This window comes from Kitasatospora sp. McL0602 (assembly GCF_052076145.1).
In the GTDB taxonomy this organism is placed as follows: Bacteria; Actinomycetota; Actinomycetes; order Streptomycetales; family Streptomycetaceae; genus Kitasatospora.
Map to the genome: position 1 here is coordinate 6584732 of NZ_CP197246.1, position 23639 is coordinate 6608370.

Genomic DNA, 23639 nt, shown 5'->3' on the forward strand with positions numbered 1-23639 from the left:
GCGGCGCGTGTGCAAGCACGGTAGTGCCCGGCCCCGGAGAGCGGCTGATCACCCCCTGGGGTGGTTTTTCTCCGGGTCGCGAGGAGCGACCTCCGTCAACACCTGGTGAAGCCGTATTCACACGTAAGAGAGGTTTGGTTCATGGCGAACCAGAAGCGCCCCAAGGTCAAGATTGCCCGTGCCCTGGGCATTCCGCTGACCCCGAAGTCCGTCAAGTACTTCGAGGCGCGTCCGTACCCGCCCGGCCAGCACGGCCGTGGCCGCAAGCAGAACTCTGACTACAAGGTCCGTCTGACCGAGAAGCAGCGTCTGCGCGCCCAGTACGACCTGAGCGAGAAGCAGATGGCTCGCGCCTTCGACCGCGCCAAGAAGGTCGAGGGCAAGACGGGTGAGGCTCTCATCGCCGAGCTCGAGACGCGTCTCGACGCGATGGTCCTGCGTTCGGGCATCGCCCGCACGATCTACCAGGCCCGTCAGATGGTCGTCCACGGCCACATCGAGGTCAACGGCGGCAAGGTCAACAAGCCGTCGTTCCAGATGAAGCCGGGCTTCGTCGTCACTGTGCGCGAGCGCAGCAAGGAGAAGGTCCCGTTCCAGGTCGCTCGTGAGGGCGGCTACGCGGGCGAGGGCCAGACCCCGAAGTACCTCGAGGTCAACCTCAAGGCCCTGGCCTTCCGCCTGGACCGCGCCCCGCAGCGTCGTGAGATCCCCGTGATCTGCGACGAGCAGCTGGTCGTCGAGTACTACTCGCGCTGACCCGCGAGCAGTACCCAGCGAGCCCCCGCAGCCTTCTCGAAGGCGGCGGGGGCTCGTGCGTTCCCCCGGAAAACCCCGCTCACCCCAGGGCGCGTTCGACGGCGGCGTCGAGTTCGAGGCTCGAACCGAGCTCGAAGGCGGCGGTGAACTCGGCCTCGGTGAGGCCGGCTCGGGCGCGGGACTCGCACTCGCGGTGCGGGCCGTTGAAGGTGCGGGAGCCGAAGAACGGGGTGCCGACCGCCTGCCAGAGGCGGTGCGCGGCGCCCTGGAGGACGCGGGCCTCGACCAGGTCGGCGTCGGGGCCCTCGGTGCGCAGCAGGGCGAGGACGTCCATCGCGAGGACGATGCCGAGCAGGTCGCGGAAGAGATGGTTGAGCCTCACGCACTCGCGGGCGAAGGCGCGGGCCGGGCGCAGCTCACCGGCCAGCCACTTGGAGTAGGCGGTGGCGTACAGGGCGTAGGCGTAGGCCCACTGCTCGCCGTGCTCCTCGCAGATCTCCCGGGTGCGCTCCAGCCAGCGCAGGCCGTTGTCGGTGTCGCCCTGGAAGAGGCAGGCGATGCCGAGTTCGAACATGGCCATCAGGACGTTGCTGTTGAGCTCGCCGATCCGGTCGTAGTACTCCAGGGCCTCCTCGAAGAGCGCGGCGGCCCTGGCCGGGTCGTCACCGATCAGGGCGGCGCAGCCCTGCCGGTGCACCGCGTACGCCAGGGCCCGGTCGTCGCCGGTGGTCACGGCCTGGCGGCGGCACTCGGCGAGGGCGGGGCGGGCCCGGCGGAGATCGCCCTGGAGGGTCGCCATGTAGCCGGTGACCCAGAGGGCCTTGGCCCTGGCCCGGGTGGGTTCGGGGGCGAGCGCGAGGGCCCGGTCGAGCCAGTGCCTGCCTTCGCCGAGGTGGCCCGAGCCGACCCAGAAGTACCAGAGCGTGCCTGCGAGTTGGAGGGCGAGCTGCTCCTCGCCGGGCTCGGCGAGGCAGTACTCCAGGGCGGCCCGGAGGTTGGTGTGGGCGAGCCGGGTGCGTTCGGCCGTCTCGGCCTGCCGGGGCCCGAACCACTCGACCTCGCCCCAGGTGGCGAAGCCGAGGTACCAGTCGCGGTGCCGGGCGCGCATCCGGTACTCCTCGCCGGTGGCGCGCAGCCACTGGGCGCCATAGTCGCGCAGGGTGTCGAGCAGTCGGAAGCGGACGGCCGGGCCGTCGGCCTCGCGCAGCACCACGGACTTGCCGACCAGCTCGCCGATCACCTCCAGCACCTGGTCGGCGGCCAGGCCGTCGCCGGCGCAGACGTACTCGACGGCCTCCAGGTCGAAGACGCCGGCGAAGACGGAGAGCCGGGCCCAGAGCAATCGTTCCTGCGGCGTGCAGAGTTCGTGACTCCAGCCGATGGTCGTGCGCAGCGTCTGGTGCCGTAAGGGGACGGTGCGGGCGCCGCCGGTGAGCAGCTGGAAGCGGTCGTCCAGCCGGAGGGTGATCTGCTCGACGGAGAGCGAGCGCAGCCGCCCGGCCGCGAGCTCGACGGCGAGCGGGATGCCGTCCAGGCGGCGGCAGAGCAGTTCGATCTCCGGGGCGCGCTGCGCGGGCTCGAAGTCGGGCAGGACGGCCGTCGCCCGGTCGGTGAAGAGCTCGACGGCCTCCGGGACGGGCAGCGGGGTGACGGGCAGCAGGTGTTCCCCGGCGGCCTGCAGCGACTCCCGGCTGGTCGCCAGCACCCGGACTCCGGGCGCGGCCCGGAGCAGTGCGTCCGTCAGTTCGGCGCAGGCCTCGACGAGGTGCTCGCAGCCGTCGAGGACGATCAGCAGCTGCCGGTCGGCCAGACGCTCGGTCAGCACGTCCAGCGGCGGCCGGGCGGTGCTGTCGGTGAGCCGCAGCGCCTCCTGCACGGCGTGGCCGAGCAGCAGGCCGTACTGGACGGCGGAGACCTCGACCAGCCTGACGCCGTCCGGGAAGGCTCCGGCGGTCTCGGCCTCGGCGGCCGCCCGCAGCGCCAGCCGGGTCTTGCCGACGCCGCCGGGGCCGGTCACGGTGACCAGCCGGGAGGCTGTCAACAGGCGTGCCAGTGAGGCGAGTTCGGAGGTGCGGCCGACGAAGCTGGTCAGTTCGGCGGGGAGCCTCGGTGCGGCTGCCGCTGCCGTCGCCGCCTCGGTGCACTGCTGCTCGCCGTTCAAGGTCCCCCCGGTTTCGTCGATGCACGGTGCCCGCCGTGCCCCTGGGCCTGTGCGTAGCAGGCGTTCCAACGAGGTGACCGGCCGGTAGGTTACGCGCGCCGACCGCGCCCGGCGGGGATATCGGGTCGGGAAACACCACGTCGTCGCGGTAGGGTTCCCCTCTGAGGCGCAAGAGATACGTGGCAAGGCGAGGGAGCGCGCAAGGTGTCCGTGGGAGAGCTGGCCGGCCTGTTGGTCGCCGTGTTCTGGGCGGTCCTGGTCACGCTGCTCGCCGTGGTGCTCGTCCGGCTCTCGAAGGTGCTGCGCGAGGCGACCGTGCTGGTCGCCGCCGTCACCGAACAGGCCGTGCCGCTGCTGGCCGACGCGGGCGCCGCCGTCCGCAGCGCCAACGAGCAGCTGGAGCGGGTCGACGAGATCACCGCCAACGTCCAGGACGCCGCCGCGAACGCCAACGCGCTCTCCTCCACCGTCGCCGCCACCCTCGGCGGCCCGCTGGTCAAGGTCGCCGCCTTCAGCTACGGCGTCCGCAAGGCCGTCAGCAAGCAGCAGTCCGGGCTGACGCTCCCGCAGCAGCCGGGCGAGCGCGAGGAGCTGGCGCGGCTGATCCGGGCCGAGGTCCGCGCGGCGACCGCCCCGCGCGGCGGGCTGCTCGGCCGCGTCCGCCGAGCTGTGAGGGGCTGACCATGGTGCGACGCATCTTCTGGATGGCGGTCGGCGCCGGCGCCACCGTCTGGGCCATGAACAAGGCCAACGACGCCGTGCAGCGGCTCACCCCCGACAGCCTCTCCGGCACCGCCGCGCGCGGCGCGCTGCACCTGGGCGACGCCGCCAAGCGCTTCGCCGCCGACGTCCGCGCCGGGATGACCGAGCGCGAGGAGCAGCTCCGTGCCGACCTCGGGCTGGACGGCACCGCCGTCGTCGAGCCCCGGCCGCGTCGAGCTCTGCGGCGCGACGGGGGCGAGTACCGAGCTATCTCGGCGGCGCCGGGAGCACCCGCCGCCGCCCTGCCTCCAGCCCGTACCCCCAGGGGTACCAGAAGCATCGAAACCACGCCCCGTCGGCTCGACGAGCTGCCCGGGGGCACCCCCAATCGGAAGGACCTGTGATGGAGTCGGCTGAGATCCGCCGCCGCTGGCTGCGCTTCTTCGAGGAGCGCGGACACACCGTCGTCCCGTCGGCGTCTGTGGTCGCCGACGACCCCACCCTGCTGCTGGTCAACGCGGGCATGGTGCCGTTCAAGCCGTACTTCCTGGGCGAGGTCAAGCCCACCTTCAGCCGCGCCACCAGCGTGCAGAAGTGCGTCCGCACGCCGGACATCGAAGAGGTCGGCAAGACCACCCGGCACGGCACCTTCTTCCAGATGTGCGGCAACTTCTCCTTCGGCGACTACTTCAAGGAGGGGGCGATCTCCTATGCGTGGGAGCTGCTGACCACCTCCGTCGCCGACGGCGGCTACGGCCTGGAGCCCGAGAAGCTCTGGATCACCGTCTACCAGGACGACGACGAGGCCGAGACGATCTGGCGCGAGAAGATCGGCGTGCCCGCCGAGCGCATCCAGCGCCTGGGCAAGGCCGACAACTTCTGGTCGATGGGCGTCCCCGGCCCCTGCGGCCCGTGCTCGGAGATCAACTACGACCGCGGCCCCGCCTACGGCGAGGAGGGCGGCCCGGCCGTCAACGGCGAGCGCTACATGGAGATCTGGAACCTGGTCTTCATGCAGTACGAGCGCGGCGCCGGCTCCGGCAAGGACGACTTCCCGATCCTGGGCGACCTGCCGAACCAGAACATCGACACCGGCCTCGGCCTGGAGCGCCTCGCCTGCATCCTCCAGGGCGTCGACAACCTCTTCGAGATCGACACCACCCGCCTGATCCTCGACCGCGCCGCCGCCCTCACCGGCCACACCTACGGCGCGGACACCAAGTCGGACGTCTCGCTGCGCGTCGTCGCCGACCACATCCGCACCTCCGTGATGCTGGTCGCCGACGGCGTCACCCCCGGCAACGAGGGCCGCGGCTACGTGCTGCGCCGCATCCTGCGCCGCGCCATCCGCAACATGCGCCTGCTCGGCGCCACCGAGGCGGTCGCGCAGTCCCTGGTCGACGTCACCATCGACGCGATGGCCCCGCAGTACCCGGAGCTGGCCACCGAGCGTCGGCGGATCGGGACGGTCATCGTCGCCGAGGAGGCCTCCTTCCTCCAGACGCTGCGCAGCGGCACCACGATCCTGGACACCGCCGTCGCCGAGACCAAGCAGTCCGGCTCGGCCGTGCTGGCCGGTGACAAGGCCTTCCAGTTGCACGACACCTTCGGCTTCCCGATCGACCTGACGCTGGAGATGGCCGCCGAGCAGGGCCTGTCGGTGGACGAGGACGGCTTCCGCCGCCTCATGAAGGAGCAGCGCGACCGCGCCAAGGCCGACGCCAAGTCCAAGAAGCACGGCCACGCCGACGTCTCCGCCTACCGCGCCGTCGCCGACTCCGCCGGTGCCACCGTCTTCACCGGCTACCAGGACACCTCCGGCGAGGCGACGGTCGTCGGCCTGCTCGTCGACGGTGTCCCGGCCCCGGCCGCGCACGAGGGCGACGACATCGAGCTGGTCCTCGACCGCACCCCCTTCTACGCCGAGGGCGGCGGCCAGCTCGCCGACCACGGCCGGATCAAGCTCGACTCGGGCGCCGTGGTCGAGGTCCGGGACGTGCAGCAGCCGGTGCCCGGCGTCATCGTGCACAAGGGCACGGTGCTGGTCGGCGAGGTCGTCGTCGGCTCGGCCGCGTACTCGCAGCTCGACCTGGAGCGCCGCCGCGCCGTCTCCCGCGCGCACTCGGCCACCCACCTGACCCACCAGGCGCTGCGCGACGCGCTCGGCCCCACCGCCGCCCAGGCCGGGTCCGAGAACGCCCCCGGCCGCTTCCGCTTCGACTTCGGCTCCCCGACGGCCGTGCCCGGCTCGGTGCTGGTCGACGTCGAGCAGAAGATCAACGAGGTGCTGGCCCGCGAGCTGGACGTCACCGCCGAGGTGATGACGATGGACCAGGCCCGCAAGGCCGGCGCCATCGCGATGTTCGGCGAGAAGTACGGCGACGCCGTGCGCGTCGTCACCATCGGCGACTTCTCCAAGGAGCTGTGCGGCGGTACGCACGTCGGCAACACCGCCCAGCTGGGCCTGGTGAAGCTGCTCGGCGAGTCCTCGATCGGCGCCGGGGTGCGCCGCGTCGAGGCCCTGGTCGGCGTGGACGCGTACAACTTCCTCGCCAAGGAGCACACGGTCGTCGCCCAGCTCACCGAGCTGGTCAAGGGCCGTCCGGAGGAGCTGCCGGAGAAGATCTCGGGCATGCTCGCCAAGCTCAAGGACGCCGAGAAGGAGATCGAGCGCTTCCGCGCGGAGAAGGTGCTCGCCGCCTCCGCCGGTCTGGCCTCCGGCGCCGAGGACGTCAACGGCATCGCGGTGGTCGCCGCCCGGGTGCCGGACGGCACCGGCGCCGACGACCTGCGCAAGCTCGTCCTCGACGTCCGGGCCCGGCTGGGCTCCCGCCCGGCCGTGGTCGCCGCCTTCACTGTGGCGAACGACCGCCCGCTCACCGTCATCGCCACCAACGAGGACGCCCGCACCCGTGGCATCAAGGCCGGTGAGCTCGTCCGCGTCGCCGCGAAGACGCTCGGCGGCGGCGGTGGCGGCAAGGACGACGTCGCCCAGGGCGGTGGCACCAACGCCGGTGCCGTGGACGAGGCCGTGGCCGCCGTCCGCGCGCTGGTCGCGGAGCGTTCCGCCTGATGTACGAGCAGCCCGAGAAGGTCTTCCGCCGGGGGCGCCGGATCGCCGTCGACGTCGGTGACGCCCGGATCGGGGTCGCGTCCTGCGACCCCGACGGGCTGATCGCGACGCCGGTGGAGACCGTCCCGGCGGGCGGCCGCTCGCAGGCCAGGCTCAAGGAGATCGTCGAGGAGTACGACGCGATCGAGGTCGTCGTCGGCCTCCCGCGCTCGCTCAGCGGCAAGGAGGGCCCGGCCGCCGTCAAGGTCCGCGCGTACGCGGGCCGGCTGGCGGCGCTGGTCGCACCGGTGACGGTGCGCCTCGTCGACGAGCGGATGACCACCGTCACGGCGGCCCAGGGCATGCGGGCCTCCGGACGGAACGCCAAGAAGGGCCGCTCGGTGATCGACCAGGCGGCGGCGGTGGTGATCCTGCAGAGCGCCCTTGAGACCGAACGGGTGAGTGGCCGCGCACCCGGCGAGTGTGTCGACCCGGTGGTGTGACGGGCTCGGGTTAGCTTCCCGGGTGGGGGCCCGTGCGGACGCGTCCGCACGGGCCCCGACCTGTTTCCTGACGTCGAGGGCGGCCCGTTGTCCGATCCGTACAGCACACCGGGTCTGACCCCCGGGCACCTCGGCGCGCCCTTCGCCGAACCGGAAGGCCTGCCCCCCGGGGTGCCGCACGGCATCCGGCCGCCCGACCCGCGCCGGCTGCGCACCGGCCTGGCCTGCTGCCTGAGCGTCTCCGCGCTGCTGGGGGTGCTGGGCGCCGCCGCGCTCGCCGTCCTGCTGCTCTGGCCCGGCAGCCCCGAGAAGGCCGCCGACTTCGCCGGCTCCGGGTCAGGCACCGCCCAGGTCTCGGTGGTGCAGGGCGCCACCCTGACCCAGATCGGGCAGGCCCTCCAGAAGGAGGGCGTGGTGGCCAGCACCCGGGCCTTCACCGAGGCGGCGGCCAGGAGCGTCGCGGGCACCCGCATCCAGCCGGGCGTGTACGGGCTGCGCAAGGGCATGTCCGCCGCCTCGGCGCTGAACGTGCTGCTCGACCCGACCAACGCCAACGCGCTGACCATCCCCGAGGGCTGGCGCTCGGCCCAGATCTACGCGGCGATCGACCAGAAGCTCGGCCTCCCGGCGGGCAGCGCCCTCGCCGCCGCCCAGCAGCACATCGCCGACCTGGGCCTGCCGGACGCGACCGGCGGCAACGCCGAGGGCTACCTCTTCCCCTCCACCTACCCCGTGACCGGGGAGACCAATGCGCTCACCCTGCTCCAGCAGATGGTGCAGGAGAGCGGCAAGGTCTTCGGCGCGGAGGGTGTGGACCTGCTGGCGGGCGGCAACGGGCAGACGCCGTACGGGCTGGTCACCATCGCCAGCCTGCTCCAGGGCGAGGCCGACAACCCGGAGGACATGGCGAAGGTCGCCCGTGTCATCTACAACCGGCTGGGCAGGCAGATGCCGCTCCAGTTCGACTCCTCCATCAACTACGTGCTCGGCCGCTCGTCACTGACCACGACGGTGACGGACACCAAGCTCGACTCCCCGTTCAACACCTATCTCCACCCCGGCCTGCCGCCGACCCCGATCGCCAACCCGGGCCGCGACGCCCTGCGGGCCGCCGCCCACCCCGCGGACGGTGACTGGCTCTACTTCGTGACCGTACGGCCGGGTGACACCCGCTTCACCGACAGCCTCGACCAGCAGCAGAAGAACGTCGCCGAGTTCAACGCCTACCAGGCCCAGAATCGACAATCACCCAGCGCCAGCGGCCATTAACGCCCAGTCGACCGGGCCGGGGGCTCCGCTGCGGTACGGTAACGTCTCCCTCCGGGCGTCGCGCTAGCACGCCGGTTCGAGACGGCAGTCTTCCGTCGGTTTAAGGGGTTCGATGACTGATCTGGGTGGGGGCTACAGCCCCCAGGGCTCACGGCCATGGCACCCAGGCGACCCCGGCTACGGCGGTACGCCCGACGAGGCTGCCCAGCAGCAGGCGGCCTGGCAGCAACAGCAGCAGGCCCAACAGCAGGCCCAGTACCAGCAGGGTCAGTTCGTCCAGGACCCGTACGGCCAGCAGCACCAGCAGCAGAACTGGCAGCAGCAGGGTCAGTACGTGCAGGACCCGTACGCCCAGCAGCAGGCACAGCAACAGGCCCAGCAGCAGGCGCAGATGTGGCAGCAGCAGGCTCAGCCGCAGCAGTCCCACCAGCAGCAGCCGCAGCAGGGCTTCCCCCAGCAGGGGCAGCAGCAGGGTCAGCAGTACGTGCAGAATCCGTACGCCCAGCAGCAAGCGCCGCAGCAGGGCGGCTGGCAGCAGCAGGGCCAGCCGCAGGGCCAGCCGCAGCCCCAGCAGCCGGGCCAGCCGCAGCAGTTCGGGCAGCAGCCGCAGATGCCGCAGGCCCCGCAGGGGCAGCGGTTCGGGCAGCAGCCGCGTGTCCCCGGCCAGCAGCAGAGTCAGCCGCAGAGCCAGCAGCAGAGTCAGCCGCAGAGCCAGCAGCCGGGCCAGCCGCAGGCGCCGCAGCCCGGCCCCGGCCCGGACGGGATCGACTGGGAGGCCGAGGCCGCCGCGCTGGAGAACCCCCGGGTCGTCGAGCCCGAGCCGGAGCTCTGGGAGGAGGAGCCCGCCGAGGACTTCGTCGAGCCGGAGCGCGAGTCGTTCTTCGGTGGCGAGGAGCAGGAGCCCTCGCGGGACGCCGAGCGCAAGAGCAAGGAGAAGGGCAAGTCCGCGGGCCGCCGGGCGAGCGGTGGGTGTCTGGCGGTCGCGCTGGTGCTGCTCGGTGGTCTGGGCGGCGCGGGCTACTGGGGCTACGGCTTCTACCAGGCGCACTTCGGCCCGCCGCCGGACTACAAGGGCGACGGCAGCGGGTCCGTGCAGATCCAGATCAAGTCCGGCTCCTCGGGCGACATGATGGGCGCGACGCTGAAGGAGTCGGACGTCGTCAAGAGCGTGATCGCCTTCCGCAACGCGTTCAACAACAACCCCAAGGCGAACACGATCCAGCCCGGTGCCTACACCATGCACCACCAGATGTCGGCCGAGGCCGCCGTCACGCAGCTGGTCGAGTCGAACGGCGGCAACGCCCTCGTCATCCCCGAGGGCAAGAAGGCCGTCGACATCTACACGATCATCGACGCCAAGCTGAAGCTCAACAAGGGCACCACCGCCCAGGCCGCCAAGGACCAGGCGGCGACGCTCGGCCTGCCCGCGTACGCGCAGAACAACCTGGAGGGTTTCCTCTTCCCCGCCCGGTACTCGATCACCGACGGGATGAAGCCCGAGGCGCTGCTCAAGCAGATGGTCTCCACGGCCGTTCAGCACTACGCGGACCTCAAGCTCGACGAGAACGCCCAGAAGGTCGGTCTCGCCAACGGCTACGAGGTGATCACCGAGGCGAGCATCCTCCAGGCCGAGGGCAACAACGACCAGGACTTCGGCAAGATCGCCCGGGTGCTCTACAACCGCCTGAAGACCAACGCGACGCAGGGCAAGCTCCAGCTGGACACCACGCTCCAGTACAAGCTCGGCCGCACCAACTTCACCAAGGCGGAGAAGGAGGGTGACAAGAGCCCGTACAACACGTACGTCAGCAAGGGCCTGCCGCCGACCCCGATCTCCAACCCGGGTGACGAGGCGATCAGCGCGGTGCTCAACCCGACGGCGGGTGACTGGGTCTACTTCGTGGCGCTCTCGCCGACGGACACGCGGTTCTCCGCGACCTTCGACGCGTTCAAGAAGGACGTCAAGGAGTGGTGCACCGCCAACAACAAGGGCTTCGACGAATCCGGCATGTGCAAGTAGAGGGATGGACCACCGTGACACCGCAGCACCGGGCCGCCGTACTCGGCTCGCCGATCGCGCACTCGCTCTCGCCCGTGCTGCACCGGGCCGGGTACGCGGCGCTCGGGATGGCCGACTGGGCGTACGACCGCTTCGAGGTGGACGAGGCCGGGTTGGCGGGCTTCGTCTCGGGTGAGTTCGCCGGGCCCGGCTGGGCCGGGCTGTCGCTGACGATGCCGCTCAAGCGGGCGATCATGCCGCTGCTGGACTCGATCAGCGCGGCGGCGCTTTCGGTGGACGCCGTCAACACCGTCGTCCGGGCGGCCGACGGCAGCCTGCGGGGCGACAACACGGACGTGCCCGGCCTGGTCAACGCCCTGCGGGAGCGCGGGATCGAGCAGGTCGAGGCGGCGTCGGTGCTCGGCGCCGGTGCCACCGCCTCCTCGGCGCTGGCGGCGCTCGCGCAGGTCTGCACCGGTGAGGTGACGGTCTACGTCCGGAGCCCGGAGCGGGCCGCCGAGATGCGGGCGCTCGGCGAGCGGCTCGGCCTGGCCCTGCGGACGGCGGAGTGGGAGCAGTCGGCGCAGGCCCTGGCGGCGCCGCTGACCATCTCGACCACGCCGGCCGGGGCGACGGACGCCTTCGCGGCGGCCGTGCCGGACGCGCCCGGGGCGCTGTTCGACGTGCTGTACCACCCGTGGCCGACCAAGCTGGTCGTGGCCTGTGCCGAGCGCGGCGCGGTGGTGCTGGGCGGGCTGGACCTGCTGGTGCATCAGGCGGTGCTGCAGTTCGAGCAGTTCACGGGTGTGGGTGCGGGCGAGGGGCCGTTGGCGGCGATGCGGGCCGCGGGCGAGGCAGCGCTCCGCTCCGCCTGACCCCGCTCGGTGGCGCGCGCTCGGTGGTGCGTGGAAGTTGACAGAGATGGACATTAAGCAGATCAGCTATTGATCAGCGCGATGTACTTGCAGGCAGGCCGGTCGCCCACCGATTGCCTTACCCCGCTGGGCCGATCGGTCGGACAACCGTCCTGGACACCCGCTGTCCGCAACCCGGACCGTGCACCCGGCCGCTCGCCGGGCATGAAAAGATCGGGGTCAGAGCGCGGGCACCGGCTGCACCCGGGGTCCGCCGGACGACCGCCTGGTCGGCCCGCCGCCGCGCAGGGCCGCTGACGAAGGAGCTCCGTTGGGTACGTTGCGCTGGCTGACGGCGGGGGAGTCGCACGGCCCCGCACTGGTCGCGACGCTGGAGGGTCTGCCGGCCGGAGTGCCGGTGACGACCGAGATGGTCGCCGACGCACTGGCCCGCAGGCGGCTCGGTTACGGCCGTGGCGCCCGGATGAAGTTCGAGCAGGACGAGGTGACCTTCCTCGGCGGTGTCCGCCACGGCCTGACGATGGGCAGCCCCGTCGCCATCATGGTCGGCAACACCGAGTGGCCGAAGTGGGAGCAGGTCATGTCGGCCGACCCGGTCGACCCCGAGATCCTGGCCAGCCTGGCCCGTAACGAGGCCCTGACCCGGCCCCGTCCCGGCCACGCCGACCTGGCCGGCATGCAGAAGTACTCGATCGACGAGGCCCGCCCGATCCTCGAGCGCGCCAGCGCCCGCGAGACGGCCGCCCGCGTCGCCCTCGGCGTCGTCGCCCGCTCCTACCTCAAGGAGACCTGCGGCATCGAGCTGGTCTCGCACGTGGTCGAGCTGGCCGCCGCCAAGGCCCCCGCCGGGGTGCTGCCGCTGCCCTCCGACGAGGCCCGCCTCGACGAGGACCCGGTGCGCTGCCTGGACGCGGACGCCTCCAAGCGGATGGTCGCCGAGATCGACCAGGCCCACAAGGACGGCGACACCCTCGGTGGCGTCGTCGAGGTGCTGGCCTACAACCTCCCGCCCGGCCTCGGCAGCCACGTGCACTGGGACCGCCGCCTGGACGCCAAGCTGGCGGCCGCGCTGATGGGCATCCAGGCGATCAAGGGTGTCGAGGTCGGCGACGGCTTCGACCTCGCCCGCGTCCCCGGCTCGCAGGCCCACGACGAGATCGTCCCCGGCCCGGACGGCGTCCGGCGCACCTCCGGCCGCTCCGGCGGCACCGAGGGCGGCCTCTCCACCGGCGAGCTGCTCCGCGTGCGCGCCGCGATGAAGCCGATCGCGACCGTCCCGCGCGCGCTCCAGACGATCGACGTCCGCACCGGTGAGGCCGCCAAGGCGCACCACCAGCGCTCCGACGTCTGCGCCGTGCCGGCCGCCGGGATCGTCGCCGAGGCGATGGTCGCGCTGGTGCTGGCCGACGCGGTGAGCGAGAAGTTCGGCGGCGACAACGTCTCCGAGACCCGCCGTAACGTGCAGGGCTACCTCGACAACCTGATCGTCCGATGACCGCACCGGTCGTGGTGCTCGTCGGGCCGCCCGGCGCAGGCAAGAGCACCGTCGGGCGGCTGCTCGCCGACCGCCTCGGCGTCGGCTTCCGGGACACCGACGCCGACATCGAGCAGCTCGCGGGCAAGCCCATCCCGGAGATCTTCATCGACGAGGGCGAGCCGCACTTCCGCGAGCTGGAGGTGCGGGCCGTCCGCGCGGCCGCCGAGACCCACGACGGCGTGCTCGCGCTCGGCGGCGGCGCGGTGCTGGCCGAGGCCACCCGTACGCTGCTGGCGGGCCTGAAGGTGGTCTACCTGGAGGTCGCGCTCGGCGACGCCGTGAAGCGGGTCGGCCTGGACGCGCCGCGCCCGCTGCTCGCGGTCAACCCGCGCGCCGCCTGGCGCGAGCTGATGGAGGCCCGCCGCCCCCTCTACCTGGAGGTGGCCACCGCCGTGATCGACACCGAGGGGCGGACGCCGGAGCAGGTCGCCGACGCCGCACTCGAAGCACTGGAGAAGAACGCATGAGCGACACCGTCACCATCCACGTCGGTGGCAGCGCCGGCCACGACCCGTACGACGTGCTGGTCGGCCGCCAGCTGCTCGGTGAGCTCGGCCGGTTGATCGGCAACCAGGCCCGCCGCGTCGCGATCATCCACCCCGAGGCGCTGGAGGCCACCGGCGAGGCGATCCGCGAGGACCTGGCGGCCGAGGGCTACGAGGCGATCCTGCTCCAGGTGCCCAACGCCGAGGAGGCCAAGAGCGCCGAGGTCGCCGCGTACTGCTGGTCGGTGCTCGGGCAGACCGGCTTCACCCGCAGCGACGTGATCGTCGGCCTCGGCGGCGGCGCCACCACCGACCTGGCGGGCTTCGTCGCGGCCACCTGGCTGCGCGGCGTGCGCTGGGTCTCGATGCCGACCACGCTGCTCGGCATGGTCGACGCCGCCGTCGGCGGCAAGACCGGCATCAACATCGCCGAGGGCAAGAACATGGTCGGCGCCTTCCACCCGCCGGTCGGCGTGCTCGCCGACCTGGCGACGCTGGAGACGGTGCCCAAGCACGACTACGTCTCCGGCCTCGCCGAGGTCATCAAGTGCGGTTTCATCGCCGACCCGGTGATCCTCGACCTGATCGAGGCCGACCCGGAGGGCGCCAAGACCCCGGCCGGGCAGCACACCGTCGAGCTCATCCGCCGCGCCATCCAGGTCAAGGCCGACGTCGTCTCCGGCGACCTCAAGGAGGCCGGCCGCCGGGAGATCCTGAACTACGGCCACACCCTCGGCCACGCCATCGAGCGCAACGAGCGGTACAAGTGGCGGCACGGCGCGGCGATCTCCATCGGCATGGTCTTCGCCGCCGAACTCGGCCGCCTGGCCGGGCGGTTGGACGACGAGACGGCCGACCGGCACCGCACCGTGCTGGCCTCCGTCGGCCTGCCGCTGACCTACCGGGCGGACGCCTGGCCGAAGCTGCTGGACGCCATGAAGATCGACAAGAAGTCGCGCGGCGACCTGCTGCGCTTCATCGTGCTCGACGGACTCGGCAAGACCTCCGTCCTGGAGGGCCCGGACCCGTCGCTGCTGGTCGGCGCGTACGCGGAGGTCTCGTCGTGACGGCCGCCGCGACGCGCGTCGTCGTGCTGAACGGGCCCAACCTCGGCCGCCTCGGCAGCCGGGAGCCCGACGTGTACGGCGCGACCTCCTACGCCGGGCTGGTCGAGCGCTGCACCGCGCTCGGCAAGGAGTTCGGCTTCGAGGTCGAGGTCCGCGAGACCAACTCCGAGCAGCAGATGGTCGAGTGGCTGCACAGCGCGGCCGACGAGCGCACCCCCGTGGTGATCAACCCCGGCGCGTTCACGCACTACTCGTACGCGATGCGGGACGCCGCCGCCCAGCGGACCGCCCCGCTGATCGAGGTGCACATCTCCAACCCGTACGCCCGCGAGGAGTTCCGGCACAACTCGGTGATCGCCGCCGTCGCCTCCGGCACCATCGCCGGCTTCGGCCTCGGCTCCTACGAGCTGGCCCTTCGCGCCATCGCGGAGCAGCTGGCGACCCGCTGACAGCAGGTCAGGCCCGGTGGCGGACTGTGCCCGCCACCGGGCCGACGTGTATCGTCCCGTCCGGGAGCCGAGGCCGGTCGGGAGGTGCAGTGACGCAGTACACAGGGGGTTCCCCGGTGCCACCCAGGCCCCTCGCGCCCCCGCCGTCCCAACTGCCGCCGACCGGCCACTTCCCGATGGCACCCGGCGGCCCCGTGCACCAGCCGCAGGCCGCTTACGGCCCGCTGGCCGTCCTGCTGATCGGCCCGGCCGGCGCAGGCAAGACGACCGTCGCCCGGCACTGGGCCGAGCGCCGCCCCACCCCCACCGCCCACGTCAGCCTCGACGACGTCCGCGAGTGGGTGCAGGCCGGCTTCGCCAACCCCCAGTCCGGCTGGAACCACGCCTCCGAGGCCCAGTACCGCCTGGCCCGCCGCACCTGCGGCTTCGCCTGCCGCAACTACCTGGCCAACGGCATCTCCTGCATCATCGACGACGCCGTCTTCCCCGACCGCCCCGCCGTCGGCCTCGGCGGCTGGCGGCGCCACATCGGCCCCGGCATGATCCCCGTCGTCCTGCTCCCCGGCCTCGACTCCGTCCTCGCCCGCAACGCCCGCCGCAACGGCAACCGTCGCCTCACCGACGACGAGGTCGCCCGCATCCACGGCCGGATGGCCGGCTGGTACAACTCCGGCCTCCCGATCATCGACAACTCCCAACTCGACATCGCCGCCACCGCCACCGCCCTCGACCAGGTCATCACGTCGAAGCTGCTGCGCTGAAGGCCAGCCATCGGGGGCGCGGGGAACTGCGCGATTCGGAAGGCACTGGCCCGTTACTCCCGTTTCGCGCAGTTCCCCGCGCCCCTGGCGGGCTGGCCAGTTGTGTGAAGTTCGGTGTCACTGCGGGCTGCGATGATGGAGGGGTCGTAGCAGGAACTCCCGGGGGAGCTGACGCCCGTGCCCGAAGGCCACATCATCCACCGCCTGGCCGTTGAGAACGCCAGGGCGTTCGGCGACCGGCCCGCGCGGGTGTCCAGCCCGCAGGGGCGGTTTGCGGAGGGGGCGGCGCTGATAGACGGCCGGGTGCTCACCGAGGCCGAGGCGCACGGAAAGCACCTCTTCCTCGGCTTCGAGGATGCCTGGCTGCACATCCACCTCGGGCTGTACGGCGGCTTCACCTTCGGCGAGGGCCCGGCCCCCGCGCCGGTCGGGCAGATCCGGCTGCGGCTGGAGAACGACGACGCGTACGCCGACCTGCGCGGCCCGACCACCTGCGAGCTGCTCACCCCGGCCGACAAGGACGCCGTGCACGCCCGGCTGGGGCCGGACCCACTACGTGCGGGCGCGGACGGCGCCGCCGCCTGGCGCCGGGTCTCCCGAAGTGCGACCACCATCGCCGCGCTGCTGATGGACCAGAAGGTCCTGGCGGGCGTCGGCAACGTCTACCGCGCGGAGGTGCTCTTCCGCCTCGGGATCGCGCCGCACCGCCCCGGCCGCGACCTGACCGCCGCCGAGTGGGACGCGATCTGGGCCGATCTGGTGGCCCTGATGCACGACGGCGCGGGCGCCGGCCGGATCGACACCGTCCGCCCGGAGCACACCCCCGAGGCGATGGGCCGCCCACCCCGGGTGGACGACCACGGCGGCGAGGTCTACGTCTACCGCCGGGCCGCCATGCCCTGCCTGGTCTGCGGCACCGAGGTGCGGACGGAGACCCACGCCGCCCGCAACCTCTTCTGGTGCCCTGCCTGCCAGCAGCGCTGAGGCTTCTCCGCCGCCAGTTGCACTCAGTACAGCGGGCCGCCGATCGCCTCGGCCGAGAACGGCGTGAGCTCGTCGGTGCGGCCTCGGAGGATCTTGACGGCCCAGTCGGGGTCACCGATCAGGGCGCGGCCGACGGCGATCAGGTCGAACTCGTCGCGCTCCATCCGGTCGAGCAGGCCGTCGATGCCCTCGATGCCGCTGCCCTTGCCACGGAACGCGTCGGTGAACTCGCCGTCCAGGCCGACCGAGCCGACGCTGATGGTGGGGCGGCCGGAGAGCTTCTTCACCCAGCCCGCGAGGTTGAGGTCGGAGCCGTCGAACTCGGGCACCCAGTAGCGCCGGGTGGAGGCGTGGAAGGCGTCGACGCCGGCCTCGGCGAGCGGGGTGAGGACGGCCTCCAGCTCCTGCGGAGTGACGGCGATCCGTGCGTCGTAGCCGCCGATCTTCCACTGCGACATCCGGAAGATGATCGGGAAGTCCGGCGAGACGACCCGGCGGCAGGCGGCGACGATCTCGGCGGCGAACCGGCTCCGGGAGGCGATGTCGCCGCCGTAGGCGTCGGTACGCCGGTTGGTCCGCTCCCAGAGGAACTGGTCGACGAGGTAGCCGTGCGCGCCGTGGATCTCGATGCCGTCGAAGCCCCTGGCCTCGGCGGCGGCGGCCCCGGCCGCGAAGGCCGCGACCACGTCGTCCAGGTCCTGCTGGGTCATCGCGTGGCCCGGCTCGGACTCGTCCAGCGGGATGCCGGACGGCCCGACGCGGGGCGCCGCCGGGACGGGCGGCGCGCCGGCGACGCGGGCCATGCCGACGTGCCACAGCTGCGGCACGATCTTCCCGCCGTCGGCGTGCACCGCGTCGGCGACCTTCGCCCAGCCCGCGAGGGCGTCCTCGCCGTGGAAGCGCGGCACGCCGTCCCTCGTACCGGCCGAGTCGTGGTCGACGTAGGTGCCCTCGGTGATGACCAGGCCGACGGCGGCCGCCGCCCGGCGGGCGTAGTACTCGGCGACGTCGGCGCCCGGCACGCCGCCGGGGGAGCGCTCGCGGGTCATCGGCGCCATCGCGATCCGGTTCCGCAGGGTCATGCTCCCTATGGAGAACGGACGGAGAAGCACATCCACGGCGCGCGCGTGCGAGCTGCTGGACATCAGACATCCACCTTCGGTCGACAGGTGACCGGGTCTGTGGGTGACTCGGTCACCTGTCGCCAACCGGGCGGTCGGTGTCCTGATTCCCGGTCAGCCGCCCGCGATGATCCGCCGCAGCAGGCCGCCCAGCTGGTCCTGCTCGGCGGGGGTGAGTGCGGCGACCAGTTCGGCGTTGGCGCGGCTGCCCAGCTCCTCGGTGTGCCGGAGCACGTCGCGCCCGGCGGGGGAGAGGGTGATCAGCTTCTTGCGGGCGTCCTGCGGGTCGCGGGTGCGGGTGAGCAGCTCCCTGGCCTCCAGCTCGTTGAGCACGGTGACCATGTCCTTGGGGTCGATCTTCACCTGCCGTGCGAGCTCGGCCTGTGCGACGGGCTGGTACTCGGCCACGGCGGCGAGCACGGCGTGGTGCGGCAGCCGCAGCCCGGCCTCGGCGAGCCGCTCGGCGACCAGCCGGTGGCCGAGCGCGGCGGCCCGGCCGAGGAGCCAGCTGGGGAGGGCCTGGAGGCGGCTGAGCGCGGGGTCGGTCATGGGCGCAGCCTAGCCGAAAACGTTGGACACACCCATGATTCTGCCCCTATCGTTGGGATCACCAACGACATCCATCGAAGGGCGGGCACCTCCATGCGCAAGGTCAGCTTCCACTCGTACGACGGCCCCTCGGCCCTCCGTCCCGGCGAGGCCCCCGCACCCGTCCCCGGCCCCGGTGAGCTGCTGCTCCGGGTCGAGGCCGCCGGGGTCACCCTTCCCGTCCTGAAGATGCTGCGCGGCTTCGGGGAGGTGCCGCTGCCGCACTCCCCGGGCGGCGACGTGGTCGGCCGGGTCGTCGCCGTCGGCCCCGAGGTGACGGAGTACCGGGTCGGTGACCGCGTCGGCGGCGTGGTCTTCCAGGACCTGTACGCCGAACTCGTCGCCGTGCCCGCCGCACTGGTCACCCCGGTGCCCGAGCACGTCCCGGCGGGCGACGCCCTCGCGGTGACGCGCAGCGCGCTGGTCGCGCTGGCCGCACTGCGGGCCGGGCGGCTCGAAGCGGGCGAGTCCGTCCTGATCACGGCGGCGGCGGGCGGGGTCGGCCACCTCGCGGTGCAGCTGGCCCGCGCCCTCGGCGCGAGCCGGGTGGTCGCGGCGGTGGGCGCCCCGGGCAAGGAGGCCTTCCTCCGCGAGCTGGGCGCCGACGAGGTCGTCGAGTACGAGCACCTCGACCGGGTGGCACCCGTCGACCTGGTGGTCGACGGCGTCGGAGGCGAGACGCTCCAGCGGGCGGCCGAGGCCCTCGTCCCGTTCGGCCGGCTCGTCGTCAACAGCGGCGCGGGCGGCACGCTCGACGCGGGCGCCCTGCTGCGCGGCATGCACACCGTCACCGGACTCTCGATGGCCCGCCTCTCCCGGCTCCGCCCCGGCCTGGTCGCCGCCCACCGCACCGAACTCTGGGCCCACCTCGCCGAGGGCCGCCTCCGCCCGGTCACCACGGCCTTCCCCCTCGACCGGGCCGCCGAGGCCGCCAACCTGCTGGAGTGCAGGTCCAACCTCGGGAAGGTCGTCCTGCACCCCTGAGTACAGTGGCCCGCATGCCTAGCCCCCGCCCCCGCCTGCTCTACGTCACCGACTTCGCCTACCCGGCCCGGGGCCGGGCCTACGGCGACGAGGACAGGTGGCTCACCGCCGAGCTGCGGACGGACTTCGCGGTGGCCCCCTGCCACCCGACCGAGGCGGCAGCCCTGATGGGCGAGGTCGACGCCGTGGTGGTCCGCAACAGCGGACCGGTCATCCACTACCGCGAGCAGTACGACGCCTTCGTGGCCGAGGCCCGCGCCCGCCGCATCCGCGTCTACAACCCGCTGACCGGCCGGGCCGACATGGCGGGCAAGCAGTACCTGCTGGATCTCACGGCCGACGGCCACCCCGTCATCCCCACCGCCGAGACCCCCGACGGCCTCCCGCCCGCCGACGCCTACGTCGCGAAGCCCAAGGAGGGCGCCGACTCGATCGGCCTGGAGATCCTCACCCCCGAGCAGCTGCACGCCCGCCCCCACCCCGGGATGCTGCTCCAGCCCCGGATCGACTTCACGTACGAGGTCTCCTTCTACTACGTCGACCAGGCCTTCCAGTACGCCCTGTACGCCCCCGACCAGGAGCGCCGCTGGCGGCTGGAGCGCTACACCCCGACCGCCGAGGACCTCGCCTTCGCCGACCGCTTCGTCCGCTGGAACACCCTCAGCCACGGCATCCAGCGCGTCGACGCCTGCCGCACGGCCGACGGCCGCCTCCTGCTGGTCGAGCTGGAGGACCTCAACCCGTACCTCTCCCTCGACCTCCTCGACGAGCCCACCCGCACGGCCTTCGTCGCGGCCTTCAAGGCCTCCCTGCACGACTACCTCAGCCTCGGCCGGTGACCTGCCGGTAGTGGGTCGTCAGCCGCCCGCCGTCGTCCAGGACGTGGAAGGCGAACGAGGGCGGCTGGTCGAGCCGGACGTGGTCCTCCGGGTGGGTGCGGCGCTCCCACGGGAGCCGGAGCGTCGAGACGACGCCGGGCGCCACGAGCAGGGGGCGGCCGGCGAAGGTCGTCGCCGCCGCGGCGTGGGCGTGCCCGGCCAGGAAGGCGACCACCGCCGGGTGACGGCCCGCCAGCTCCGCCAGCCGCTGCTCGCCGTACTGGCGGATGCCGTCGACGTACGGGCTGTGCAGCGGGGCCGGCGGGTGGTGGAAGCCGACCAGCACCGGCACCCCGGCCGGCGTGCGGGCGAGTTCGCCGTCCAGCCAGGCCAGCGTCTCGTCGGCGAGGAAGCCCTCGTCCTTTCCCGGCACCGACGAGTCGCAGAGCGCGACGGCGAAGCCGGGCGCGTGGTGCACCTGGTTGACGGGCGACGCCGACGCCGGCTGCCCGAGCAGGTGCTCCCGGAAGGCGCCGCGCTCGTCGTGGTTGCCCGGACAGACCAGCACCGGGTGCCGCGAGGCCAGCAGCTCACGGGCCTGCTCGTACTCGGCCGGGAGGCCGTGGTCGGCGATGTCCCCGGTGACCAGGACGGCGTCCAGGTCGTACGGGAGGTCCTCCAGCTCGGCCATCACCGCCCTGGTGCGGTCGGCGCTGCGCTGCCCGCCGTCCAGGTGGAGGTCGCTGAGCTGAGCGATCACGATCACCGGCGGACCTCCTTCGTGGCCTGCTCCAGGATGTGGGCGAGGACGGCGGAGTAGTCCTGCCCGGCCCGCCCCGCCTGTTCGGCACCGGCCAGCCAGGCACGTGCGGCGGCGGTGAGGCCGAGGTCGAGGCCCAGCTTGTCGGCTGCGGCGGCGACCAGGTCGGCGTCCTTGCGTGCCAGGGCGAGCGCGAAGCGCGCCGGGTAGTCCGCCGCCTCGACGGCGGGGCGTCGCCGCTCCGCCTGCGCGGCCAGCGGTGTCACGCCCAGGGCCTCGTACAGGGCGTCCGGCCGCAGCCCCAACGCCCCGCCCAGGGCCAGGGATTCGCCGAGTACGCCGAGCACGCCGAAGAGCACGTTGTTGGCGACGAGCTTCGCCGCCGTGCCCGCGCCCACGGCCCCGAGGTGCAGCGGTGAGCCCAGGCGCTCCAGCAGGGGCCTGCACCGGTCGACCAGCGCCTGCGGGCCGCCGACCAGGATGCGCAGCTCGCCCGCCGCCGCCTCGCCCACGCTGCCGAGCACCGGCGCGTCCAGCACCTCCACGCCGGGCGGCAGCACCCGCGCGAGGCGGGTGACGGCGGCGGGCGACACCGTCGACATCTGCACGACCACGCTCCCCGGCCCGGCCCCGGCGGCGATCCCGTGCCCGCCCTCGGTCACCTCCCGCAGGGCGTCCGGGTCGGACACCATGACGATCACCGCCTCTGCTCCCCGGGCGGCGTCCGCCGGAGTCCCGGCGACCGTCGCCCCGGCCTCGGCCGGCGCGGCGCCGCGCTCCGGCGACCGGTTCCAGACGGTGACCTCACAGCCCTGGCCCAGCAGACGGCGGGCGATCGGCGCGCCCATCGCACCGAGCCCGACAACGGCGATCCGTTCCATCCTCAGCTCCCTCTCCGTACAGCTCCTGCCGACGAACCTAGAGGGCTACCGGACCATGGATAAGATCCAGTTCCATGCCGAATGACTGGTCCGGTTCCCGGTTGGATCTGCACGTCGACCTCGACGCCGCGAGCGGGCGCCGCGCCGGGCTGGAGGCCGCCCTGCGCGGGGCGATCCGGGGCGGGCGCCTGGCCGCCGGGCAGCTGCTGCCCTCGACCCGTGGCCTCGCCCAGGAGCTGGGGCTCTCGCGCGGCACCGTCACCGCCGCCTACGACCAGCTTGCGGAGGAGGGCTACCTGACGGCGCGCCCCGGGTCGGGCACCACCGTGGCCGACGTGCCGCCCCGGGCTCCCGCCCCGGTGCTGCCGGCACCGGCACCGACGCTGCCCGCGCACGACCTGCGCCCCGGGCTGCCGACGTCAGCGCCTTCCCCGCCCGCGCCTGGCTCGCCGCCACCCGTCGGGTGCTCACCCGGGTCCGGCCGGAGGCCTTCGGCGCCGGAGACCCGCAGGGCCGGATCGAGCTGCGCACCGCGCTCGCCGACTACCTCGGCCGCACCCGGGGCGTGCTCACCACCCCCGACCGCGTCGTCGTCACCTCCGGGTACTACCAGTCCGTGGGCCTGCTCTGCGAGGTGCTGCGCAGCGGCGGCGCCGACCGAGTCGCCGCCGAGGACCCGGGCCACAACGTCTACCGCGCGGTCGTCCAACGCTCCGGCCTCCGCACCCTCGCCCTGCCCGTCGACGCCCACGGCGCCCGCGTCGAGCAGCTGACGGCGGACGTCGGGGCGGCCTTCCTCACGCCTGCGCACCAGTACCCGACCGGCGTGCCGCTGCACCCGCGCCGCCGTCAGACCCTGTGCGGGTGGGCCCGTGCCACCGGCGGACTGATCGTGGAGGACGACTACGACGGCGAGTTCCGCTACGACCGCCAGCCCGTCGGCGCCCTCCAGGGGATGGCACCCGGGCACGTCGTGTACTGCGGTACGGCGTCCAAGACCCTCGGCCCGGCCCTCCGGCTCGGCTGGATGGTCCTGCCGCCGGACCTGGTGGCGCCGGTGGTGCGGGCCAAGCAGGCGGCGGACATGTACACCGAGACCCTGGGGCAGCTCGTCCTCGCCGACCTGATCACCACCCACGCCTACGACCGCCAGATCCGCGCCGCCCGGCTGCGCTACCGCCGCCGCCGCGAGCTCCTCCTCGACCGGCTGGCCGCCCACCCCGCCCTGACCGTGCACGGCGTGCCCGCCGGGCTGCACGCCCTCGTCACACTCCCTGCGGAAGACCCGGCCGAAGAGCGGCTGATGGCGGGCTGCGCCCGGCGGGGTGTCGCCGTCCGCGGTCTCACCGAGCTGCACCACGAGCCGGGCGGCCGCCCGCAGGGCCTGCTCGTCGGCTTCGCGGCGCCGTCCGAGCGGGCCTACCCGGCCGCCCTCGACGCGCTCTCGGCCGCCCTGTCTGACCCGTCCGGGCCGTCCGAGCAGGCTCAGGCCTCCCGGTAGCCGAGCACGCCGTGCTCGAGCACCTCGGCGATCGACATGTCGACAAGGCGGTAGCGCACGATCCGGCCGTCCCGCTCGCCCTCGACCAGGCCGCCGGCTCGGAGCAGGCGGAGGGCCTGGGAGACCGCCGGGTCGCGCATCCCGGTCGCGACGGCCAGGTCGGAGACGGCGAGCGGGCCGGTCTCGTGCAGCGCGAGCAGCAGGGCGAGCCGACCGGGGTCGGCGAGCAGCGCGAAGCGCTCGGCCCAGGACCGGACGTGCCCGGCGTCGCCGATGGCGGCGATGGCGTCGCAGACCCGGTGGCCGTCGATGGTCCGGTGGGCGGCGCGGTCGGAGGGGACGAGATGCATACCCAGCATTCTGGCACCCGCGCGCCGGGCGGCTCC

Annotated in this window: 22 protein-coding genes and 1 pseudogene; 17 read left to right on the top strand and 6 right to left on the bottom strand. The window is 73.1% G+C overall.

Translation table 11 applies throughout. The annotated features are described in order from the left end of the window. The first annotated feature begins 141 nt into the window (after nucleotides 1-141). Nucleotides 142-756, top strand: coding sequence for a 30S ribosomal protein S4 (gene rpsD / locus ACR68M_RS29945; protein WP_441247271.1), 615 nt, complete (start codon nucleotides 142-144; stop codon nucleotides 754-756). Nucleotides 757-835: 79 nt separating this feature from the next. Here the strand turns inward: rpsD and ACR68M_RS29950 are convergent, their stop codons facing one another. Continuing rightward, complete coding sequence (locus ACR68M_RS29950; protein WP_441247272.1) at nucleotides 836-2917, bottom strand: ATP-binding protein; 2082 nt, start codon at nucleotides 2915-2917, stop codon at nucleotides 836-838. Between the two features lie 204 nt (nucleotides 2918-3121). Between ACR68M_RS29950 and ACR68M_RS29955 the strand changes: the two genes are divergently transcribed. The 13 genes from ACR68M_RS29955 (at nucleotide 3122) to ACR68M_RS30015 (ending at nucleotide 16600) form a co-directional block, all read left to right on the top strand. Beyond that, nucleotides 3122-3598, top strand: coding sequence for a DUF948 domain-containing protein (locus ACR68M_RS29955; protein ID WP_441247273.1), 477 nt, complete (start codon nucleotides 3122-3124; stop codon nucleotides 3596-3598). A 2-nt stretch (nucleotides 3599-3600) separates the two neighbouring features. Next, a complete protein-coding gene (locus tag ACR68M_RS29960; RefSeq protein ID WP_441247274.1) occupies nucleotides 3601-4023 on the top strand; it encodes a DUF6167 family protein in 423 nt (140 codons plus the stop codon). Further along, the gene (gene alaS, locus ACR68M_RS29965) at nucleotides 4023-6692 is read left to right on the top strand and encodes an alanine--tRNA ligase (protein ID WP_441247275.1); all 2670 of its coding nucleotides are present in this window, start codon (nucleotides 4023-4025) and stop codon (nucleotides 6690-6692) included. The genes ACR68M_RS29960 and alaS overlap by 1 nt, the downstream gene beginning before the upstream one ends. Then, the gene (gene ruvX / locus ACR68M_RS29970) at nucleotides 6692-7174 is read left to right on the top strand and encodes a Holliday junction resolvase RuvX (protein ID WP_441247276.1); all 483 of its coding nucleotides are present in this window, start codon (nucleotides 6692-6694) and stop codon (nucleotides 7172-7174) included. The genes alaS and ruvX overlap by 1 nt, the downstream gene beginning before the upstream one ends. A gap of 87 nt (nucleotides 7175-7261) precedes the next feature. Then, nucleotides 7262-8443 (top strand): endolytic transglycosylase MltG, encoded by a 1182-nt coding sequence (gene mltG, locus ACR68M_RS29975; protein WP_441247277.1) that lies wholly within the window; start codon nucleotides 7262-7264, stop codon nucleotides 8441-8443. A 112-nt stretch (nucleotides 8444-8555) separates the two neighbouring features. Continuing rightward, nucleotides 8556-10463, top strand: a complete 1908-nt coding sequence (mltG, locus tag ACR68M_RS29980) for an endolytic transglycosylase MltG (protein WP_441247278.1) — start codon at nucleotides 8556-8558, stop codon at nucleotides 10461-10463. A 14-nt stretch (nucleotides 10464-10477) separates the two neighbouring features. After that, the gene (locus ACR68M_RS29985) at nucleotides 10478-11317 is read left to right on the top strand and encodes a shikimate dehydrogenase (RefSeq protein ID WP_441247279.1); all 840 of its coding nucleotides are present in this window, start codon (nucleotides 10478-10480) and stop codon (nucleotides 11315-11317) included. A gap of 310 nt (nucleotides 11318-11627) precedes the next feature. Then, on the top strand, nucleotides 11628-12812 hold the full coding sequence (gene aroC / locus ACR68M_RS29990; RefSeq protein ID WP_441247280.1) for a chorismate synthase: 1185 nt from the start codon (nucleotides 11628-11630) through the stop codon (nucleotides 12810-12812). Then, nucleotides 12809-13321 carry a shikimate kinase gene (locus tag ACR68M_RS29995; RefSeq protein WP_441247281.1) on the top strand — a complete coding sequence of 171 codons (513 nt, stop codon included), beginning with the start codon at nucleotides 12809-12811 and terminating at the stop codon, nucleotides 13319-13321. Before aroC ends, ACR68M_RS29995 begins: the two co-directional genes overlap by 4 nt. Further along, complete coding sequence (gene aroB / locus ACR68M_RS30000) at nucleotides 13318-14406, top strand: 3-dehydroquinate synthase (RefSeq protein ID WP_441247282.1); 1089 nt, start codon at nucleotides 13318-13320, stop codon at nucleotides 14404-14406. Before ACR68M_RS29995 ends, aroB begins: the two co-directional genes overlap by 4 nt. Further along, nucleotides 14403-14855, top strand: a complete 453-nt coding sequence (gene aroQ, locus ACR68M_RS30005; protein WP_441247283.1) for a type II 3-dehydroquinate dehydratase — start codon at nucleotides 14403-14405, stop codon at nucleotides 14853-14855. The genes aroB and aroQ overlap by 4 nt, the downstream gene beginning before the upstream one ends. Next, nucleotides 14852-15616 carry an AAA family ATPase gene (locus ACR68M_RS30010; protein ID WP_441251753.1) on the top strand — a complete coding sequence of 255 codons (765 nt, stop codon included), beginning with the start codon at nucleotides 14852-14854 and terminating at the stop codon, nucleotides 15614-15616. Before aroQ ends, ACR68M_RS30010 begins: the two co-directional genes overlap by 4 nt. 177 nt (nucleotides 15617-15793) lie before the next feature. After that, a complete protein-coding gene (locus ACR68M_RS30015) occupies nucleotides 15794-16600 on the top strand; it encodes an Fpg/Nei family DNA glycosylase (RefSeq protein WP_441247284.1) in 807 nt (268 codons plus the stop codon). A 23-nt stretch (nucleotides 16601-16623) separates the two neighbouring features. On the opposite strand, the gene ACR68M_RS30020 is transcribed toward ACR68M_RS30015, so the two are convergent. Together ACR68M_RS30020 and ACR68M_RS30025 are read right to left on the bottom strand one after the other, a co-directional pair. Next, nucleotides 16624-17745 (bottom strand): NADH:flavin oxidoreductase, encoded by a 1122-nt coding sequence (locus ACR68M_RS30020; RefSeq protein WP_441247285.1) that lies wholly within the window; start codon nucleotides 17743-17745, stop codon nucleotides 16624-16626. A 90-nt stretch (nucleotides 17746-17835) separates the two neighbouring features. After that, a complete protein-coding gene (locus ACR68M_RS30025; protein WP_441247286.1) occupies nucleotides 17836-18270 on the bottom strand; it encodes a MarR family winged helix-turn-helix transcriptional regulator in 435 nt (144 codons plus the stop codon). A 93-nt stretch (nucleotides 18271-18363) separates the two neighbouring features. Between ACR68M_RS30025 and ACR68M_RS30030 the strand changes: the two genes are divergently transcribed. Next, a complete protein-coding gene (locus ACR68M_RS30030; protein ID WP_441247287.1) occupies nucleotides 18364-19293 on the top strand; it encodes a quinone oxidoreductase family protein in 930 nt (309 codons plus the stop codon). 14 nt (nucleotides 19294-19307) lie between these two features. After that, nucleotides 19308-20132, top strand: coding sequence for a hypothetical protein (locus ACR68M_RS30035; RefSeq protein WP_441247288.1), 825 nt, complete (start codon nucleotides 19308-19310; stop codon nucleotides 20130-20132). On the opposite strand, the gene ACR68M_RS30040 is transcribed toward ACR68M_RS30035, so the two are convergent. Beyond that, nucleotides 20116-20877 (bottom strand): metallophosphoesterase, encoded by a 762-nt coding sequence (locus ACR68M_RS30040; protein WP_441247289.1) that lies wholly within the window; start codon nucleotides 20875-20877, stop codon nucleotides 20116-20118. The two genes, ACR68M_RS30035 and ACR68M_RS30040, sit on opposite strands and share 17 nt — an antisense overlap. Continuing rightward, a complete protein-coding gene (locus ACR68M_RS30045) occupies nucleotides 20874-21752 on the bottom strand; it encodes an NAD(P)-dependent oxidoreductase (protein WP_441247290.1) in 879 nt (292 codons plus the stop codon). Before ACR68M_RS30045 ends, ACR68M_RS30040 begins: the two co-directional genes overlap by 4 nt. 74 nt (nucleotides 21753-21826) lie before the next feature. Here ACR68M_RS30045 and pdxR point away from each other — a divergent pair. Then, nucleotides 21827-23253: pseudogene (gene pdxR / locus ACR68M_RS30050) on the top strand (MocR-like pyridoxine biosynthesis transcription factor PdxR). On the opposite strand, the gene ACR68M_RS30055 reads toward pdxR, so the two are convergent. Further along, nucleotides 23238-23603 (bottom strand): ArsR/SmtB family transcription factor, encoded by a 366-nt coding sequence (locus ACR68M_RS30055; protein ID WP_441247291.1) that lies wholly within the window; start codon nucleotides 23601-23603, stop codon nucleotides 23238-23240. The pseudogene pdxR and the gene ACR68M_RS30055 overlap by 16 nt on opposite strands. Nucleotides 23604-23639: the final 36 nt, after the last annotated feature.